The 17,660-nt window shown below is 38.5% G+C and carries 19 protein-coding genes, 1 pseudogene and 1 other annotated feature; of the genes and pseudogenes, 15 read left to right on the forward strand and 5 right to left on the reverse strand.

The annotated features are described in order from the left end of the window. Nucleotides 1-49 precede the first annotated feature (49 nt). Nucleotides 50-925: pseudogene (locus ACTFWY_RS11755) on the forward strand (DegV family protein). A 62-nt stretch (nucleotides 926-987) separates the two neighbouring features. Here the strand turns inward: ACTFWY_RS11755 and ACTFWY_RS11760 are convergent. Beyond that, nucleotides 988-2,610, reverse strand: coding sequence for an ABC-F family ATP-binding cassette domain-containing protein (locus tag ACTFWY_RS11760; RefSeq protein WP_003129260.1), 1,623 nt, complete (start codon nucleotides 2,608-2,610; stop codon nucleotides 988-990). A gap of 197 nt (nucleotides 2,611-2,807) precedes the next feature. Here ACTFWY_RS11760 and ACTFWY_RS11765 point away from each other — a divergent pair, with 197 nt between their 5' ends. Continuing rightward, nucleotides 2,808-3,626: a ZIP family metal transporter gene (locus tag ACTFWY_RS11765; RefSeq protein WP_003129261.1), complete on the forward strand. Its 819-nt coding sequence runs from the start codon at nucleotides 2,808-2,810 to the stop codon at nucleotides 3,624-3,626. Nucleotides 3,627-3,667: 41 nt separating this feature from the next. Here ACTFWY_RS11765 and ACTFWY_RS11770 read toward each other — a convergent pair whose 3' ends face one another. Continuing rightward, a complete protein-coding gene (locus ACTFWY_RS11770; RefSeq protein WP_003129262.1) occupies nucleotides 3,668-3,871 on the reverse strand; it encodes a hypothetical protein in 204 nt (67 codons plus the stop codon). Between the two features lie 144 nt (nucleotides 3,872-4,015). On the opposite strand from ACTFWY_RS11770, the gene ACTFWY_RS11775 reads away from it, so the two are divergent. Continuing rightward, complete coding sequence (locus tag ACTFWY_RS11775; protein WP_003129263.1) at nucleotides 4,016-4,411, forward strand: DUF4809 family protein; 396 nt, start codon at nucleotides 4,016-4,018, stop codon at nucleotides 4,409-4,411. Between the two features lie 88 nt (nucleotides 4,412-4,499). Here ACTFWY_RS11775 and ACTFWY_RS11780 read toward each other — a convergent pair whose 3' ends face one another. Continuing rightward, nucleotides 4,500-5,744 (reverse strand): glutamate-5-semialdehyde dehydrogenase, encoded by a 1,245-nt coding sequence (locus tag ACTFWY_RS11780; protein WP_103300720.1) that lies wholly within the window; start codon nucleotides 5,742-5,744, stop codon nucleotides 4,500-4,502. Beyond that, a complete protein-coding gene (gene proB, locus ACTFWY_RS11785; RefSeq protein ID WP_005473069.1) occupies nucleotides 5,741-6,550 on the reverse strand; it encodes a glutamate 5-kinase in 810 nt (269 codons plus the stop codon). The genes ACTFWY_RS11780 and proB overlap by 4 nt, the downstream gene beginning before the upstream one ends. A gap of 211 nt (nucleotides 6,551-6,761) precedes the next feature. Here proB and ACTFWY_RS11790 point away from each other — a divergent pair, with 211 nt between their 5' ends. The 12 genes from ACTFWY_RS11790 (at nucleotide 6,762) to ACTFWY_RS11845 (ending at nucleotide 17,082) form a co-directional block, all read left to right on the forward strand. Next, complete coding sequence (locus ACTFWY_RS11790; RefSeq protein WP_005473067.1) at nucleotides 6,762-7,271, forward strand: dUTP diphosphatase; 510 nt, start codon at nucleotides 6,762-6,764, stop codon at nucleotides 7,269-7,271. A gap of 52 nt (nucleotides 7,272-7,323) precedes the next feature. After that, a complete protein-coding gene (gene radA / locus ACTFWY_RS11795; RefSeq protein ID WP_003129268.1) occupies nucleotides 7,324-8,694 on the forward strand; it encodes a DNA repair protein RadA in 1,371 nt (456 codons plus the stop codon). 202 nt (nucleotides 8,695-8,896) lie between these two features. Beyond that, on the forward strand, nucleotides 8,897-10,024 hold the full coding sequence (locus tag ACTFWY_RS11800; protein ID WP_103300719.1) for a PIN/TRAM domain-containing protein: 1,128 nt from the start codon (nucleotides 8,897-8,899) through the stop codon (nucleotides 10,022-10,024). A 177-nt stretch (nucleotides 10,025-10,201) separates the two neighbouring features. Then, complete coding sequence (gene gltX / locus ACTFWY_RS11805; RefSeq protein WP_439926924.1) at nucleotides 10,202-11,659, forward strand: glutamate--tRNA ligase; 1,458 nt, start codon at nucleotides 10,202-10,204, stop codon at nucleotides 11,657-11,659. Then, nucleotides 11,656-11,851: a binding site (T-box leader), on the forward strand. It overlaps the preceding gene by 4 nt. Nucleotides 11,852-11,918: 67 nt before the next feature. Continuing rightward, on the forward strand, nucleotides 11,919-12,464 hold the full coding sequence (gene epsC / locus ACTFWY_RS11810) for a serine O-acetyltransferase EpsC (protein WP_003129273.1): 546 nt from the start codon (nucleotides 11,919-11,921) through the stop codon (nucleotides 12,462-12,464). Continuing rightward, a complete protein-coding gene (cysS, locus tag ACTFWY_RS11815) occupies nucleotides 12,448-13,857 on the forward strand; it encodes a cysteine--tRNA ligase (RefSeq protein WP_103300717.1) in 1,410 nt (469 codons plus the stop codon). Before epsC ends, cysS begins: the two co-directional genes overlap by 17 nt. Beyond that, nucleotides 13,854-14,294 (forward strand): Mini-ribonuclease 3, encoded by a 441-nt coding sequence (locus tag ACTFWY_RS11820; protein ID WP_003129275.1) that lies wholly within the window; start codon nucleotides 13,854-13,856, stop codon nucleotides 14,292-14,294. Before cysS ends, ACTFWY_RS11820 begins: the two co-directional genes overlap by 4 nt. Further along, nucleotides 14,242-15,069 carry a 23S rRNA (guanosine(2251)-2'-O)-methyltransferase RlmB gene (gene rlmB, locus ACTFWY_RS11825; protein ID WP_003129276.1) on the forward strand — a complete coding sequence of 276 codons (828 nt, stop codon included), beginning with the start codon at nucleotides 14,242-14,244 and terminating at the stop codon, nucleotides 15,067-15,069. Before ACTFWY_RS11820 ends, rlmB begins: the two co-directional genes overlap by 53 nt. After that, a complete protein-coding gene (locus ACTFWY_RS11830) occupies nucleotides 15,066-15,584 on the forward strand; it encodes an NYN domain-containing protein (protein WP_005473058.1) in 519 nt (172 codons plus the stop codon). Before rlmB ends, ACTFWY_RS11830 begins: the two co-directional genes overlap by 4 nt. Before the next feature lie 94 nt (nucleotides 15,585-15,678). After that, a complete protein-coding gene (locus tag ACTFWY_RS11835; protein ID WP_003128971.1) occupies nucleotides 15,679-16,239 on the forward strand; it encodes a sigma-70 family RNA polymerase sigma factor in 561 nt (186 codons plus the stop codon). Between the two features lie 87 nt (nucleotides 16,240-16,326). After that, nucleotides 16,327-16,572: a Veg family protein gene (locus ACTFWY_RS11840; protein WP_003128972.1), complete on the forward strand. Its 246-nt coding sequence runs from the start codon at nucleotides 16,327-16,329 to the stop codon at nucleotides 16,570-16,572. 72 nt (nucleotides 16,573-16,644) lie between these two features. Continuing rightward, nucleotides 16,645-17,082, forward strand: coding sequence for a GNAT family N-acetyltransferase (locus ACTFWY_RS11845; protein WP_003128973.1), 438 nt, complete (start codon nucleotides 16,645-16,647; stop codon nucleotides 17,080-17,082). Nucleotides 17,083-17,210: 128 nt separating this feature from the next. Here ACTFWY_RS11845 and mscL read toward each other — a convergent pair whose 3' ends face one another. Beyond that, the gene (gene mscL, locus ACTFWY_RS11850; protein ID WP_005473052.1) at nucleotides 17,211-17,654 is read right to left on the reverse strand and encodes a large conductance mechanosensitive channel protein MscL; all 444 of its coding nucleotides are present in this window, start codon (nucleotides 17,652-17,654) and stop codon (nucleotides 17,211-17,213) included. Between the last annotated feature and the right edge of the window lie 6 nt (nucleotides 17,655-17,660).

The following is a 17,660-nucleotide window of genomic DNA, read 5'->3' on the forward strand; positions in this document are numbered from 1 at the left end:
TGCCTTGTTCTTTTTTTGCTATAATAAGGTTATCAAAGGGGGTGTACCTATGTATCAAATCATTACAGATTCATGTTGTGATCTACCAGCAAAAAGATTAGCTGAATTGGGTGTTCAATATATATCTATGACAATTGAACTTGAAGGAAAAGAATATATCGATGATATGGGTGAACAATTTGATGCCAAGTGGTTTTTAGAAAAATTAAAAGAAAATGCACAACCGACAACTTCTCAAATCAACGTCGGACGTTATGTTGAATTTTTTCGTCCATATGTAGAATCGCACACACCGATACTTTATCTAGGTTTTTCGTCTGGAATGAGCGGTTCTTTTCAAAGCGCTGTTCAAGCTGTTGCTATTCTTAAAGAAGAATACCCTCATGCTGAAATCACACTCATTGATACAAAATCTGCTAGTTTGGGAGAGGGTTTTTTAGTAGCGGAAGCAGCAAAAAGATAAAGTGAAGGTTGGTCTCTTCATGAGGTCAGCCAGTGGGTAGAAGAACATAAATTATCTCTAGATTCTTGGGTGACAGTTGATGATCTTCGACATCTTGAAAGAGGCGGTAGAATATCTAAAACAGCAGCGGCCATTGGCGGACTATTAAATGTTAAACCAATTATTACTGTAGATACAGAAGGAAAGTTGAAAAATGTCGATAAAGTGAGAGGTCGAAATAAATCAATTCAAAAAATTGTTGATAAAACAGTAGCGAATCTGCGTGAATCTCAAATAGAGACGGTTTATCTTGCAAATGCAGGTGATGACGAAGCAGCAGAAAAAGTGTTAAGACTCTTGAAAGAGCAATTTCCAGCATTAATTATTTATCATTATCCTTTAGGACCAACAATTGCCAGCCATACAGGATATGGTTGTTTGGCACTTTTTTCATTCGGAAAAACACGTTTGATCAGTGATTGATTTTCTCTTAAATATAAAAGCCAAATGCAAGAGTTCTTGCATTTGGCTTTTTCATTTGGAGATCAATTATATAATTCTTGAATTCTTTGTTGTACATCTTTGTTGTCTAAGAACTCATCGTAGGTAGTCTCTGCACGATCAACAACACCTTTATTTGAAACGGCGATAATTCGATTTGCGAGCGTTTGAATAAATTGATGATCATGAGAGGCAAAAAGTAAAGAGCCGGTAAAAGCCATAAGGCCATCATTCAATGCAGTGATCGATTCTAAATCTAAGTGATTTGTTGGATCGTCTAAGACAAGAACATTAGCTTTTGATAGCATTAGTTTTGATAACATACAACGAACTTTTTCGCCACCCGATAGAACATTGACTGGTTTTAAGACTTCATCACCTGAAAACAGCATCCTACCTAAGAAACTACGTAAGAATGTATTATCATCCTCTTCTTTACTAGCATACTGACGCAACCAATCAACAATTGGTGTATCCGTATCAAATTCACCAGTAGTATCTTTTGGCAAGTAAGCGTGTTGTGTTGTAACACCCCAGCGTACACTACCAGTATCTGGCACGATCTCGCCCATAATAACTTTGAATAGTGTAGTCGTTGTGATGTCGTTGTTGGCAATAAAAGCAACTTTGTCATCTTTATTCAAAGTGAATGAGATATTATCTAAAATCTTTTTACCGTCAATAGTCACACTGACATTATCTACTTGCAACAAGTCATTCCCAATTTCCCGTTCTGGTTTAAATCCTACAAAAGGATAGCGGCGTGAAGAAGGTTGAATATCATCAAGTGTGATTTTATCCAACATTTTCTTTCGAGAAGTGGCTTGCTTTGATTTTGACGCGTTTGCACTAAAGCGGGCAATAAATTCTTGCAGTTCTTTGATTTGTTCTTCTTTTTTCGCATTTGATTGTGATTGCAATTTTGCTGCTAATTGACTTGATTCTAACCAAAAATCATAGTTTCCGACATACAGTTTGATCTTCCCAAAATCTAGATCTGCCATATGGGTACATACTTTATTTAAGAAGTGACGGTCATGGGAAACTACGATAACGGTATTATCAAAGTTGATTAAAAATTCTTCTAACCAGTTAATAGATTGGATATCCAATCCATTAGTAGGCTCATCCAAGAGCAAGACGTCTGGTTTTCCGAAAAGAGCTTGTGCTAACAACACTTTCACACGTTGACCAGCTGTTAATTCTTTCATTTGGACATGGTGTAATTCATCAGGGATATTCAACCCTTGTAAGAGAACTGCGGCTTCAGGTTCAGCTTCCCAACCATCCAGTTCAGCAAACTCTCCTTCTAGTTCAGCAGCACGGATACCATCTTCGTCACTAAAGTCTTCTTTCATGTAGATCGCATCTTTTTCTTTCATTACGTCGTATAATCGTTTGTGACCCATGATAACAGTTTCAATAACTGGGTATTCTTCGAAGTCAAAATGATTTTGTTTCAAAACAGCCATTCGTTCATCGGGTCCTAATGAAACATTTCCTGTAGATGGTTGGATTTCTCCAGATAATATTTTTAAGAAAGTTGATTTACCAGCACCATTTGCACCAATCAAACCATAGCAATTGCCAGGCGTAAACTTAATATTAACATCGTCGAACAGTTTGCGATCTGAAAAATGCAAACTTACATCACTTACTGTAATCAATTCTTTTCCTCACTTTATATATATTGACATTGAGTCTCCTAGCATTATAGCGATGAATGTTGAAAGTTTCAAGTAAACTCAAGGATTTCCCTACAATCAAACAAGGAGCTTAGAATTATTTTGAGTAAAACAAAAGGCTAGAATCAAGCGTTTTCCTATGCTAGAGTAAAGGGAGAAGATAGGAGGAGAGAAATGTTTTGGTTGAATGGTTAATGCAACTGTCCCCGTGGCAGCAGGCTTTGGCTGGTACTTTATTTACATACGCCATGACTGCTCTAGGTGCGGCACTTGTTTATTTTTTTAAGGATATCAATAAAAATGTTCTTAATACGATGTTGGGATTCGCTTCCGGTGTAATGATTGCTGCGAGTTTTTGGTCATTACTAGACCCTGCTATCGCTCGTGCGGAAGAAAATGGGGATATCCCATGGCTTGTGGTTAGTATTGGTTTTGGATTGGGTGGACTATTTTTATATGCTGCAGACAAAACATTACCGCATATGCACTTTGGTCCTAACCATGAAACAGAAGGCTTTCCAAGCCATTTAAAACGAACGATTCTGTTGGTCTTCTCCATCACATTACACAATATTCCTGAAGGCTTGGCAGTTGGTGTGGCTTTTGGAGCAGCCGCCAGCTCGGAAGATCCTCGGGCAGCAGTTTTGGCAGCTATTTCAGTAGCTATAGGTATTGGGATCCAAAATTTTCCCGAAGGAGCTGCTGTATCCATTCCTTTAAGACAGGAAGGATTGAGTCGTAATAAGGCCTTTGTCTATGGACAAGCTTCTGGGATCGTTGAACCGATTGCCGGTGTTATAGGCGCTTTGCTGGTAACAAGTATGACAGCCGTTTTGCCATATGCTTTAGCATTTGCAGCGGGAGCGATGATTTATGTAGTGGTAGAGGAACTAATACCTGAAGCACAACAAACAGCTAGTAGTCGACGGCATTTTGCAGTTTTTGGTGTTATGACAGGCTTCATTCTGATGATGGTTTTGGATGTTGCTTTAGGATAATCAAAAAAGACTTGGAACAGATAATGCTCCAAGTCTTTTTGTTAGTTATAGTATTTTTTTGGTCGTTGTCGAACGTTTGTCAGCCACCGAACAATTAGAACAGCTAACAATAAAGGAATACCAAAACGAAAAATTAAACCAATCAATCCGCCAATTAATCCTAAGACGAGAGATAAGAGCAATGAAGCCAGAACTAAAACTGCTACAACAGTTACGATTTTACCTAACAAACTTTGTGTATTCATAATAAATCCTCCTATGCCTTTTTCTTAAATTTATTTTATCAAGAAAGAAGAGGTGGAACATCCATCTTAAGGCGGAATTTTTTCTCCGTCGGTAGTCAAAGAGATGTTAGTGAGGTAAACTGGTAAAAAAAAGCAGGTGAGAACATGAAAGCAATTATCAAAAGTAAACATTTTATTACGGAAGGAGGGTGCAATGCTTGCCAGGCCTTTGAGTTAGAAACGTTTACGATGCACTTAGAGAATGGTAAAGAAGTTTCTGTAGAAAATCTGGACGTAGCATCTTTAGTAATGCCACTTATCCAAAATGAGCATTGGCAGACAGCGCTATTATTAGACGAAGAAGAGGGCTACATTTTTCGAAAAGAGAATCAAGAAGTGAAATTTGTGGATAATGATGCTACACAAGTATTTGTTTCAAAAGAACAAAGAATTGTTTGTCAGAAAAAAGCCTGTGATCAGGAATTGTTTACAGAAGCAAATGCAGTTTTACAGCAACTCTTCGCTATGGAACCAGTTGAATTTGTAATTGAACAAGCATAATCAATCAGAAAAGCAGCTTGAAAAAGAAACTTTCAATCAAAAGTGAAAATCACTTAAAGATTGAAGTCTCCGGAATCAAGCAGCTTTTTTATTTACGTATTTGACCTTCTCCATAGATAATATATTTGGTGGAAGTCAGAGCTTCAAGTCCCATTGGGCCTCTAGCATGCAATTTCTGAGTTGAAATGCCGATTTCTGCTCCAAAACCAAAAACAAACCCATCCGTGAATCGTGTAGATGCATTGACATATACTGCAGCAGCATCTACTTCTTGTAAGAATTTCTGAGAGGCAAAGTAGTTATCCGTGACGATAGCTTCAGAATGCTTAGTGTTGTAATGATTGATGTGGGCAATTGCTTCATCGATGGAATCTACAACTTTGATGGCTACAATATAATCTAGAAATTCGGTTTGCCAATCTTCTTCAGTAGCAGGTTGCGCATTTATTAAATAGTTACGCGCGTTAGTATCAGCACGCAACTCTACTTTATTTTTCAGTTCTTTTTCTAGTAAAGGTAGAAATTCTGCTGCACAACTTTTATGAACGAGGATCGTTTCGATTGCATTGCAAACAGAAGGTCGCTGAGTTTTGGCATTGACAACAATGTCGACAGCCATCGGAAGCTGTGCAGCTTTGTCAATAAAGATATGGTTGTTACCTGTTCCTGTTTCAATGACAGGAACTGTTGCTGTTTCTTTGACACGACGAATGAGGTTAGCACCGCCTCGTGGAATCAGTACATCCAAGTACTTGTTCAAGCGCATCATTTGATCAGCCACTGCATGACTGGTGTCATCAACAAATTGAATAGAATAGGGTGAATATCCATTGGCGCTTAATGTTTCTTGCAAAAGATTTACAAGGATTTGATTTGAGTAGAAGGCTTCTTTACCTCCTCGCAGAATGACAGCATTCCCAGATTTGAAACATAGACCGGCAGCATCTGTTGTAACATTGGGTCTTGCTTCATAAATAATTCCCACAACACCTAATGGTACACGTTGTTTACCAATTAAGAGATTATCACTATTGCGCCACATTTTGTCCACGATTCCAAGTGGATCAGGGAGCTGAACGATTTTTCGAATACCAGTTGCCATCTCCTTGATTCGTTCATCAGTTAATTCTAGGCGATCAATTAAAGTTGAATTTAATGCATTTTTTTTTGCAGCAGCAAGGTCTTTTTTATTTTCTGTTAAAATTCGTGAACGATTTCTTTCAAGTGTATCGGCCATAGCTGATAGTAAGTGATTTTTCTCAGTAGCGGTTAGTAAGCTAAGTGAGGCCGCACTTTTTTTTGCTTGCTTTCCCAATTGCATTAAATCGATCATAATGTTTCCTCCTTGTAAAAGTAAGTGCCAACCTTTTTGCCAGCTAAGATATCAAAAATGATTTTAGGCTGTTTCCCATTCGCCAAGATCATTGTGGCATCTGTTTTGAGAATACGATCCGCAGCTTTTAATTTGCTTGACATGCCACCAGTTCCATACGGACTTCCTTTTCCGGTTGCTTGTTTCATTAAATCAGGTGTAATCTCAGTAATTTCATCATAAAGTTTAGCAGTTTTATGATGTAGCGGATTAGCAGTATAAAACCCATCGATGTCGGATAGCATAATCAACAGATCCGCATGGACTAACTGCGCTACAATTGCAGATAATTGATCATTATCACCAAATTTAGTAAGATGGTCCAACTCATCTATGGCAACTGTATCATTCTCGTTGATTATTGGGATAATTCCCATCGCTAAGAGCTGCTCCAATGTATTACATACATTTTCTCGACTTTGAGGAAACTCAATAATATCTCGAGTCAACAATAATTGAGCAGTTTTTTGATTGTAAACTTGAAAACGGTGATTGTAAATATTCATTAATTCGGCTTGCCCCACGGCTGCAACAGCTTGTTGCTGGGGGATTTCTACAGGACGTTGTGGAATGTTTAGTTTATTCATCCCTACACCAATAGCACCAGAAGAAACGAGAATAATCTCTTTGTTTTGATTCTTTAGATCGGACAGAACAAAAGCCAGTTCATCAATACTCGAGAAGTTGATATTTCCATTGGGATAGACGAGGGAACTGGTCCCAATTTTGATAACGACTCGATTCGCTTTTTTTAGTTTCTCTCGCATGGATGTAACCACCTCTTCTGAATTCAGTAAATAATATTTTTTCTATTGTACTAGCAAAATAGCCTTTCGTCATGTCCTTTTTCTATTTTCTTCGTTTTTTTGACTGCGGAAGCGAAGAAAATATAAAGAGTTTCTGTTAATTTTGTTTTCATTAAAGAAAACAAGGGTTACTATGCTAAAATGACTATATGTTTATTAATTGGAGGAAAAGATGAAGACACGTGGATTTGAAATTGTTTCAACATATGCAGATAAGGATATAGCTCTTCCGCAACGCGCAACACACCATGCGGCAGGGTATGATTTTGAAGCGGCAGAAGAAGTCGTAATACCTAGTATATGGAAAGCGGGGTTGATGAATGGCATCCAAGCGTTGACAGCTAAAGATGTTCAAAAAGCAATCAAACCGACACTGGTTCCGACTGGAATCAAATCATATATGGGAAAAGAAGAGTATTTACAATTAACGAATCGTTCGAGCAATCCTCTCAAACGTTTTTTGTTACTAACAAATGGTGTCGGAGTCATTGACAGTGATTATTACAATAATTCTGATAATGAAGGGCATATCATGTTTCAATTTACGAATTTTGGTCCCAGTGATTTGACCATCAAAAAAGGTGAACGAATTGGTCAAGGGATCTTCTTGCCGTTTTTAAAAGCGGATCAAGATGTAACCAGTCAATCACGCTCTGGAGGATTTGGTTCCTCAGACCTGTGATTGTTCGATATACGCATGCAGTCAGTCCTAGATAACGAATTGGAGGTTTGCAATGGCTAAGAAAGCAAAGAGTCAGTTTGTCTGCCAAAATTGCGGATATTCTTCACCAAAGTATTTAGGGAAGTGCCCTAATTGTGGTAGTTGGAATTCGATGGTAGAAGAAGTGATTCAAGAAACAACGGATCGGCGAGTACGGACCACTCTTACGGGACAACGGATGCAACCAACAAAAATTGCTGATGTCATACCAAAGAAAGAACCACGAGTACAGACCAAGCTAGCAGAGCTAAACCGAGTTTTGGGTGGTGGTGTTGTTCCGGGATCATTGATTTTGATTGGTGGTGATCCAGGGATCGGCAAGTCGACTCTTTTACTGCAAGTCTCACAGCAGCTTGCAGCTATTGGCGGCAAAGTATTGTATGTTTCGGGTGAGGAAAGTGCAGAGCAGATAAAAATGCGTGCCCAGCGTTTAGGAGCCATTGATACGGAATTTTATTTATATCCAGAAACGGATATGTCTGAGATAAGCAAGGCAATCGAAAATCTAACACCGGATTATGTCATCATAGATTCGATACAAACGATGACACAACCAGATATCACTAGTGTGGCAGGAAGCGTGAGTCAGGTTCGAGAAACGACTGCCGAACTTCTAAAACTGGCTAAAACCAACGGGATTGCTATTTTTATTGTGGGACATGTAACCAAAGAAGGTTCAATTGCTGGTCCACGAATGCTAGAGCACATGGTGGACACCGTTTTATATTTTGAAGGTGAAAAGCATCACAGCTTCCGTATTTTGCGTGCCGTCAAAAATCGATTTGGTTCGACAAATGAGATTGGGATTTTTGAAATGGAAGCAGGCGGATTGAAAGAAGTAGCCAACCCCTCTCAAGTCTTTCTTGAGGAGCGATTAGAAGGCGCTACGGGTTCTGCCATCGTTGTTGCAATGGAAGGCAGTCGACCGATTTTAGTAGAGATCCAAGCTTTGGTGACACCAACTATGTTTGGTAACGCTAAACGAACGACTACCGGATTGGATTTTAATCGTGTTTCATTAATCATGGCGGTCCTTGAAAAACGGGCTGGGTTGCTTCTACAGAATCAAGATGCTTATTTAAAAGCAGCTGGTGGTGTAAAATTAAATGAACCTGCAATCGATTTAGCAATTGCAGTCAGCATAGCCTCAAGTTATAAGGAAAAAGGTACGAGTCCTACGGAATGTTTTATCGGTGAAATTGGGTTGACTGGTGAGATTCGACGTGTCAATGCGATCGAACAACGGGTAAAAGAAGTGCAAAAATTAGGATTTACTAAAGTATATTTACCTAAAAATAATCTTACTGGGTGGCAACCGCCCAAAGGTATCGAAGTAGAAGGTGTGTCAACTTTATCGGAAACCCTACGAAAAGTTTTTCGTTAATTCTGATAAGGTCTTAGTTAAAAAAAAGAATAAATTCGAAGGTGAGACGAAAATAACGAAATTATCAGAACAAGAATGAATGAAGACTGTTTATTGAGAACTATTTGCATCAGAAGGTGCTATCTTTGTCCAGCTCTTTCTAAAAAAGATTTTTTCGTTTATGAGTCTCAGCTTCGTACTAAATTAGTTTGGAGGAACGTGTATGCAGAAACGAGTCATTACTGCGCTAATGGTTCTTGCTGGAGCAAGTTTAGGTATCTCATTAATGCCTGTTGCATGGCAAACCATTGGTCAATCAAAAAATGAATGGCTGAACAATAATATCACTAATAGTTTGCTTGGAGCCCTTATTTTCTTTTTATTATCTTTGCTATTAGCGAAATATATTGCAGCTGGAATTCGTAAAATTGAAGAAAAATTGAGTGAATTGAGTCTAACTTATTTATTATTTGGAGCAATCGGATCAATTATTGGTTTAATGATCGGGGTCATTGTATCGATTCCTTTTTATAATTGGGATATTCCTTTTATTAACGGAATCGCGCCTATTTTAGTAATGGCGTTGTTGGGATATCTTGGCTTTCAAATTGGCACGACTCGAATCGAAGAATGGAAAAAAATCTTTTCTTCTAAAAGCAAGAAAACAGAACCTGTTGAAGAACAACAGATGCTTGATCGTAAAATAGCTGATCATTTTCATAAGTATAAAATTCTCGATACGAGTGTTATCATCGATGGACGTATCTACGACATTGCTAAGACAGGTTTTCTTGAAGGGGTCCTATTAATTCCCAATTTTGTTTTATATGAATTACAATATATTGCAGATTCAGGAGACAGCTTGAAACGTGTACGAGGTCGACGTGGATTGGATATTTTGAATGCTTTGCAAAAAGAAGAAGGTATCGCTGTTGAAATGTATGAGGGTGACTTCGATGATATTTCTGAGGTCGACAGCAAATTGATCAAATTAGCAAAGATCCTTGATGGTATTGTGGTTACAAATGACTATAATTTAAACAAAGTTTCAGAATTTCAAAATGTTCCTGTGTTAAATATCAACGCTCTTGCGAATGCAGTTAAACCAGTAGTGATTCCTGGAGAAACAATGAATGTACTTGTTGTAAAAGCTGGAACGGAAAGACAACAAGGTGTCGCTTATTTGGATGACGGAACGATGGTTGTTGTTGAAGATGGACAGCATTACATGAATGAACATATCCAAGTAGTTGTTACGAGCGCACTGCAGACAGCTGCGGGACGAATGATATTTGCTAAACCGGCTCATTCAAGTCGTGGAATCGATAATCAGGAAGACACAAAAAATTAGCAATAATCAATGGCAATTGGCGGATTTTACGCCGGTTGCCTTTACTATTTTGCTTAATGATTGTACAATTCTAGCTGAGCGAACTATTTTATTATCGGAGATTTTCCCTATAAGCTAGAAGGTAAAAACCGAACAGCAAAGGATTGTTTGCAAATCAGATGAAGGAAGAGGAAAAAGATGACTAAAGTGCGAGTACGTTATGCTCCAAGTCCAACTGGACATCTACACATCGGAAATGCCCGAACAGCATTGTTTAACTATTTATTTGCACGTCATAACGATGGCGAATTTATTATCCGTATTGAGGATACGGATAATAAAAGAAACATTGAAGATGGTGAGAAGAGCCAGCTAGAGAATCTCGCTTGGTTGGGTATTGATTGGGATGAATCCCCTGCAAACCCTGGAGAGTACGGACCGTACCGCCAATCAGAACGCGGTGAGTTGTACCAACCATTGATTGATCAGTTGCTAGCAAGCAATCGTGCCTATAAGTGTTATTGTACAGAAGAAGAGCTAGAAGCAGAGCGTGAAGAACAACGCGAACGTGGCGAAATGCCTCATTATGGCGGAAAATGCGCTAATCTAACACCAGAGGAGCAAGCGGAAAAAGAAGCACAAGGTATCCAACCAGTTATTCGTTTCCGAGTTCCTAGAAATACAGAGTATAAGTTTCATGATATGGTAAAAGGTGAGATCGTTTTTGAGTCAGATAATGTAGGCGGCGATTTTGTCATTCAAAAGCGCGATGGGATGCCAACATATAACTTTGCAGTGGCAGTTGATGATCATCATATGAAAATCACACATGTATTGCGGGGCGATGACCATATTGCTAATACACCAAAACAATTGATGATCTATGAAGCATTTGGTTGGCAAGCGCCACAATTTGGACACATGACACTGATCATCAACAGCGAAACTGGTAAAAAGCTAAGCAAACGCGATGAATCAATTTTACAATTTATTGAGCAGTATCGTGAATTAGGATACTTACCAGAAGCAATGTTCAATTTTATCGCATTGTTGGGTTGGTCCCCAGTAGGAGAAGATGAGTTATTTTCTCAATCTGAATTGATCCAAATGTTTGATCCAGAACGCTTGAGCAAATCACCAGCGGCTTTTGATGCTAAAAAATTGGAGTGGGTCAACAACCACTATATGCGTCAAATGGACCTGGATCAGTTGACAGAAATGTGTTTGCCATATTTAATCAAAGCAGGTCGAATTGAAGAAGAGCCTTCCGCAGAAAAAAGAGAATGGCTGAAAAAAATCGTCTCACTATATCAACCACAAATGAGTTATGCTGCACAAATTGTGGAAGTTTCTGAGTTATTCTTTAATGAACATCCTGAATTGGATGCTGCTGCGCAAGAAGTCTTGGCGGGTGAAACTGTTCCAACTGTACTCAATGCCTTTAAAGAAAAATTGACTGCAATGACTACAGTTGACGCACCAACAGTAAAAGCTGCAATCAAAGAGATCCAAAAAGAAACAGGAATCAAAGGCAAAAACTTGTTTATGCCAATTCGTGTTGCTGTCTCAGGACAAACGCACGGACCAGAATTACCGGATACAGTAGAATTACTAGGAAAAGAAAAAGCACTTGATCATTTAAATAATGTATTATAAACACGAAGAATAGACGAAGTACTTACCTTTTTTTTGAAGAGAGATCACGGGTGGTGAGAGTGATTAAAAAAAGTAAGGAAATGCACCTAGGAGTGGTTTTGGCGCAAGTCAAAAACGGCAGCAGACGTTACCTGCACCAAGGCAGAAAATTCTGTGAACAAAAGTGGAACCACGTGGTTGAGCGTCTTTTGAATAAGGAAACTTATTTGAAAGATGCTTTTTTGTATGTAAGTAATCAATAGGGGAAGCAGGTGAGAAGATGACTTGGACCCAAAAAGCAATTGCAGCAGCGAAAAAAAATGACCCTTCAGCTCGATCAACGCTGGAAATCGTATTGTCTTATCCGGGCTTTCACGCATTGTTTTGGCATCGCTGGTCGCATTTTTTATTTCAAAAAAAACTCTTTCTTCTAGCTAGACTCACATCCCAGTTTTGGCGTTTTCTGACAGGCATCGAGATTCATCCTGGTGCTCAGATTGGCGAAGGGGTTTTTATCGATCACGGGATGGGTGTTGTAATTGGAGAAACAGCTATTATTGAAGATGACGTCGTATTATTTCACGGTGTAACACTAGGCGGGACTGGTAAAGAAAAAGGGAAGCGCCACCCGACCATAAAAAAAGGGGCATTCATTTCAGCTCATGCACAAATTCTTGGCCCTGTCACAATAGGGGAAAGCGCCAGAATCGGTGCTAGTGCAGTGGTTCTTAGTGATATCCCAAATGAAGCGACTGCTGTAGGAATACCAGCCAAAGTCGTAAGAATCAAAGGAAAGAAGGTTAGCCAAGATGATCAAAATTTATAATACGTTAACACGTAAAAAAGAAGTTTTCCAACCTCTCGAACAAGGTAGGGTGAAAATGTATGTTTGCGGGCCAACAGTTTACAATTATATCCACGTCGGCAACGGACGTAGTGTAGTATCTTTTGACACGATTCGCAGATACTTAGAATATAGAGGGTATGAAGTCGATTACGTAATGAACTTCACCGATGTTGACGACAAAATTATTCGGACCGCCAAAGAATTGAAAACTTCTGCTCCAGAAATAGCAGATCGTTTTATCGAAGCATTCAATAAAGATACTGCGGCTTTAAATGTTCAACCAGCTACATTAAATCCGCGAGTAATGGATCACATCGAAGACATTATTGCGTTTATTCAAGTATTAGTAGATAAAGGATACGCCTATATGGCAAATAATGATGTGTATTACCGTACACGTAAATTCAAGCACTATGGTCAGTTAAGTGATCAATCAATTGATGAATTAGAAGTTGGGGCCAGTCAACGAACGGGTGAAGAACAAAAGATCAAAGAAGATCCGTTAGATTTTGCTTTGTGGAAAGCGGCTAAGGAAAACGAAATCGCTTGGGATTCACCATGGGGACTAGGACGTCCCGGTTGGCACATCGAGTGCTCCGTTATGGCAACCAAACATTTAGGAGAAACAATAGATATTCATGGAGGTGGACAGGACCTGACTTTCCCTCATCATGAAAATGAAATTGCACAGAGTGAAGCGAAAACGGGTAAGACGTTTGCTAATTATTGGATGCACAATGGTTATGTCACGATTGGTGAAGAAGAAGAAAAAATGAGTAAATCTTTGGGCAATTTCGTTACTGTCCATGAAATGGTTCAAAAAATTGATCCTCAAGTTTTGCGCTTCTTTTTGGCTACTACCCAATATCGGCGTCCAATCAAATACAGTGAAACGACATTGAAAGAGGCAGAAACAAATCTGCAAAAATTGAGAACAGCCTTAGAAAATGCACAATTTCGTTTGCAAAATAGTAAAGAAGGATCCCCAGAAGGAACCGACCATGCCATCTTAGCAGAATTTGAACAGCGTTTTGTACAAGAAATGGATGACGATTTTAATGCAGCAAATGGTATCACAGTAGTATATGAACTTGCAAAATGGTTGAACACTTACAGCGAAAGTGCTTCAATCGATATAGAATTATTGACTGCTGCAGTTGAAAAATTCAAGGAATGGCTAGCCATCTTTGGGATTTACTTTGTGGGTGAGGAACTTTTAGATGAAGAGATCGAACAACTAATCGAAGAACGTATCCAAGCAAGACAAGCAAGAGATTTTGCCCGAAGCGATGAAATCCGGGATGTGCTAAAAGAAAAAGGGATTATCTTGGAAGACACAGCGCAAGGTACCCGGTGGAGAAGAGACGCATGAGAGATTACAAACAGTTGAACGGACTAGCGTTAGCCTATATTGGGGACGCGGTCTATGAAGTATACATTCGGGACTATTTGATTGAACAAGGACAAACAAGACCTAATCAGCTTCATCATATGGCGACACACTATGTATCAGCAAAAGCTCAGGCGGCATTGATCCAAAAGATGCTTGATGAAGAAATAATGACTGAAGAAGAATATGATTTTTACCGTCGTGGACGAAATAGTAAAAGCCATACCAGTGCAAAAAATGCTGATGTAACCACCTATCGCATTGCTACAGGCTTTGAATCCTTAATTGGGTATCTACACTTAACAAAGCAACAGGATCGTTTAGACACGCTCGTAGCTTGGTGTATCAAGAAAGTAGGGGAAGAAGATGAGGGAAAAGAAACAAAGAAAACCGTCGCGTCAAAACACGGTAAAAAATAAACAGCACACTAGAAAGAATTTTCGTGAAGAAACAACTGAATTGATAGATGAGAATTTTGTATTCGGTTATCATGCGGTAATTGAAGCGTTGAAAGAAGGACGCGGGAATAAATTATTTATGGCAGAGGATGCCAGAGGGGAAAAAATCGATGGGTTAAAAGAAGCTGCTCGTGCACAGTCTGTCCCAGTCAAGTGGGTGCCAAAACAAAAGCTCGATCAAATGAGCAATCAAGGCGTCCATCAAAGTGTGATTTTAGCGATCACCCCTTATGAATACCTATCTCTGGATGAATTATTGGCACAAACAAAAGAGCAGTCATTCTATTTGATTTTAGACAATTTAGAGGATCCACATAATTTTGGTTCAATCCTGAGAACAGCGGATGCTAGTGGGGTAGACGGAATCATTATTCCGAAACACCGTGCAGTAGGAATCACTCCTGTAGTCGTGAAGACTTCTACTGGTGCTGTAGAACATATTCCGATTGCTCGTGTCACCAATTTAAGCCAAGCGATTCAACAACTAAAACAAGCTGGTTTTTGGATTTTTGGAACGGATATGAAAGGAACTGATTACCGTTTGTGGAATGCTCAAGGGGCAGCGGGATTGATTATCGGCAATGAAGGTCGAGGAATGAGTGAAGGATTGAAAAAAGATGTTGATGAGATGTTGACTATTCCGATGACTGGTCATGTACAAAGTTTGAATGCTAGTGTGGCAGCTGGGTTATTAATGTATCAAGCTTTTACTAGTCGAAATGGGGCGCCGCAATGAAAACGCCCCTGCTAATCGTCGATGGCTATAATATGATTGGTGCTTGGCCTGAATTAGTCTTATTAAAAAACCAAGATCGTTTAGAAGATGCAAGAGAGGCGTTATTGCATCGATTATCCAATTATTCAAAATACGAAGGATTAAAGATTATTGTTGTATTTGATGCGCAATTGGTTCCCGGTGTTACTCAAAGCTATAGTAAATATCAGTTACAAGTCATCTTTACTGAAGAAGGTGAAACTGCTGACAGCTATATCGAACGCATCGCTGGAGAATTGAATGACCGTTTGACTCAAGTAACAGTTGCAACGAGTGACTTAGCAGAACAATGGGTTGTGTTTTCTCAAGGTGCGTTGCGAACTTCTGCTCGAGAGCTTTATAAAAGTATTGAAAAAACAGAAGAAGCAATCCATCAGCATCAAACAGACATCAAATTTGAAAATTTTCGCAGAAACTCTCCTTGGACGCCTGAACAATTAGCTGAATTAGAAAAAAAACTGCATGATTTGAGTTAGGGACAAAGATGGTTCGTTAAATGAGAAACTAATGAACAAGAATATGTTACGCTCTTTTTGTACCAAAAATTAAGCATAAAAGGAGCGTAACAAAATGAAATCAAACGAATCAATCAGTAGGAGTTCAGAAGAATTTGAAGCAATGTTTTTCAAGTATCGCCCTATCGTCGAGATTATGTACAAAAAATATTATCTCAAAGATTATGATTTAGATGATTGGATGCAAGAAGGCCGTATTGTTTTTAACAAATGTCTGCAAGCTTATGATGAAAACCGTGGAACAACACTAGGAGTTTTGTTCAAACGCTCGTTTGAAAATCGCGTCTGCAGTTTATTACGGTTGCAACAAGCACAAAAAAGAAAAGCACAATTAAATTCTTCTTCTCTTGAAGAAAAAATTTCTCATGAAGGACCAAATTTTCTCTCCGATCAAAATGAACAAACTGAAAAAGCGGAGAAGTATTTAATGCTTCAAGAAACTATGAATAAATACGATTCGCCATTTTCGAAGTTAGAGCAAATCGTTATAATGAATTACTTGAAAGGATTAGAACTTGAACAAATCGCAGAACAAACAGAACTTCCACTGCAACAAATTAAAAGCGCTTACAACCGCGGTAAAAAGAAATTGAGAGCGCTTCTTATGAACCCTTAGAGAAAATCTTATTGAAAGAATAATTATTTTATGGTAAACTTGAAATTTTCTGTAAATTATAGTATACTGTTGCTTGAGGTGAATGCGATGCCAACAACTTTAGCAACAATCAAAAAAGATTTAGAAGGTCGTATAGGCAGTGAAATCATGCTAGTTGCTCAAACTGGGCGTAAACGTCAAACGGAACGCCGTGGTGTTTTGACAGAAACATACCCTTCTGTGTTTGTCGTGGATTTAGATCCAAATGAAAATTCGTTCGAACGTGTTTCCTATAGTTATTCGGATATTCTTACTCGAACGGTTGAGATTGAATTTTTAACAAAAGCTGTTTGATCAGAAAAGGGCTGACAAAATGTTAGCTCTTTTTTTGTATTTTTTATTATTGATTAGTTAGGAGATAGTAGAATGATTGTTATGATAAAAGAGTTGCATGAGATGACCGGATTAGAATTTCACCAAATCGCTGCTTTACGTACTCAAGTGTTTGTCGTAGAACAAAATTGTCCCTATCAAGAAGTAGATGCAATTGATTTGATTGCTAAACATCTTTGTATTTTTGATGAACAGCAACAACTTGTTTCTTATGCAAGGATATATTTTATCGAAGGTACGGTTCATTTTGGTCGAGTTTTAGTAAATCCTCTGTTCCGTGGACAAGGGCATGGGGATCAATTGCTACAAGAAATCATCAAACAACTAAATCGTTTCTATCCAAATGCTCCGATTGAAATCGAAGCTCAAGCGCATTTGCAGAAATTTTACGGGAAATATAATTTTGTCACTGTTTCCGATCCTTTTGATGAAGATGGAATTTTACATGTGGTTATGAGAAAAGAGAAATAAAAGCAGTCATTACTTATAAAAAAAAGATGAACAAATCATGAATAACTCTCTGCTCTGACATGTATTTGCCAGAGCTTTTCTGATTTCAAGAGCTATCCATTATTGTTCGAATCATTCTAAAAAACTATCTAGTTAAAAGGATCACGGTTTATATCATTAGTTGTGATATTGGTGCGGGATTCTGTTTGTACTTTCAATAAGTCACGAATTTCTTGAAGATAGTCTTCGGCAGTAACTTCTGGTTCTTCTTCTTCAACTGGTTTTTGATGAAGATTGCGCAATTTATTCACAGCTTTAACGATTAAGAATAGAACAAAAGCAGTAATCAAGAATGTAATAATTGCAGTAATCACTTGACCGAAATTAAAGACGACATTTTTTTTAGGCTCCCAAACAAGCCCTGAAAATGCATCTTCGCTGCCGAAAAATGAAAATACCAGCGAAACTAATGGTGTTAAAAGACCTTCTACCAAACTGGTGACAATCGCTGTGAAGGCACTCCCGATGACAACCCCAACAGCTAAGTCAATCACATTTCCGCGCAAAATAAATTCTTTAAATTCCTTGATCATAAACAA

The sequence above is a fragment of the Enterococcus sp. 125944 genome, assembly GCF_051909435.1.
GTDB lineage: Bacteria > Bacillota > Bacilli > Lactobacillales > Enterococcaceae > Enterococcus_D > Enterococcus_D gallinarum.

Bases quoted from the DNA above. Each gene is read 5' to 3' on its own strand.
- ACTFWY_RS11770 (WP_003129262.1), bottom strand. From the start codon at position 3,871: ATGAATACACAAAGTTTGTTAGGTAAAATCGTAACTGTTGTAGCAGTT.
- ACTFWY_RS11775 (WP_003129263.1), top strand. From the start codon at position 4,016: ATGAAAGCAATTATCAAAAGTAAACATTTTATTACGGAAGGAGGGTGC.
- ACTFWY_RS11780 (WP_103300720.1), bottom strand. From the start codon at position 5,744: ATGATCGATTTAATGCAATTGGGAAAGCAAGCAAAAAAAAGTGCGGCC.
- proB (WP_005473069.1), bottom strand. From the start codon at position 6,550: ATGCGAGAGAAACTAAAAAAAGCGAATCGAGTCGTTATCAAAATTGGG.
- ACTFWY_RS11790 (WP_005473067.1), top strand. From the start codon at position 6,762: ATGAAGACACGTGGATTTGAAATTGTTTCAACATATGCAGATAAGGAT.
- radA (WP_003129268.1), top strand. From the start codon at position 7,324: ATGGCTAAGAAAGCAAAGAGTCAGTTTGTCTGCCAAAATTGCGGATAT.
- ACTFWY_RS11800 (WP_103300719.1), top strand. From the start codon at position 8,897: ATGCAGAAACGAGTCATTACTGCGCTAATGGTTCTTGCTGGAGCAAGT.
- gltX (WP_439926924.1), top strand. From the start codon at position 10,202: ATGACTAAAGTGCGAGTACGTTATGCTCCAAGTCCAACTGGACATCTA.
- epsC (WP_003129273.1), top strand. From the start codon at position 11,919: ATGACTTGGACCCAAAAAGCAATTGCAGCAGCGAAAAAAAATGACCCT.
- cysS (WP_103300717.1), top strand. From the start codon at position 12,448: ATGATCAAAATTTATAATACGTTAACACGTAAAAAAGAAGTTTTCCAA.
- ACTFWY_RS11820 (WP_003129275.1), top strand. From the start codon at position 13,854: ATGAGAGATTACAAACAGTTGAACGGACTAGCGTTAGCCTATATTGGG.
- rlmB (WP_003129276.1), top strand. From the start codon at position 14,242: ATGAGGGAAAAGAAACAAAGAAAACCGTCGCGTCAAAACACGGTAAAA.
- ACTFWY_RS11830 (WP_005473058.1), top strand. From the start codon at position 15,066: ATGAAAACGCCCCTGCTAATCGTCGATGGCTATAATATGATTGGTGCT.
- ACTFWY_RS11835 (WP_003128971.1), top strand. From the start codon at position 15,679: ATGAAATCAAACGAATCAATCAGTAGGAGTTCAGAAGAATTTGAAGCA.
- ACTFWY_RS11840 (WP_003128972.1), top strand. From the start codon at position 16,327: ATGCCAACAACTTTAGCAACAATCAAAAAAGATTTAGAAGGTCGTATA.
- ACTFWY_RS11845 (WP_003128973.1), top strand. From the start codon at position 16,645: ATGATTGTTATGATAAAAGAGTTGCATGAGATGACCGGATTAGAATTT.
- mscL (WP_005473052.1), bottom strand. From the start codon at position 17,654: ATGATCAAGGAATTTAAAGAATTTATTTTGCGCGGAAATGTGATTGAC.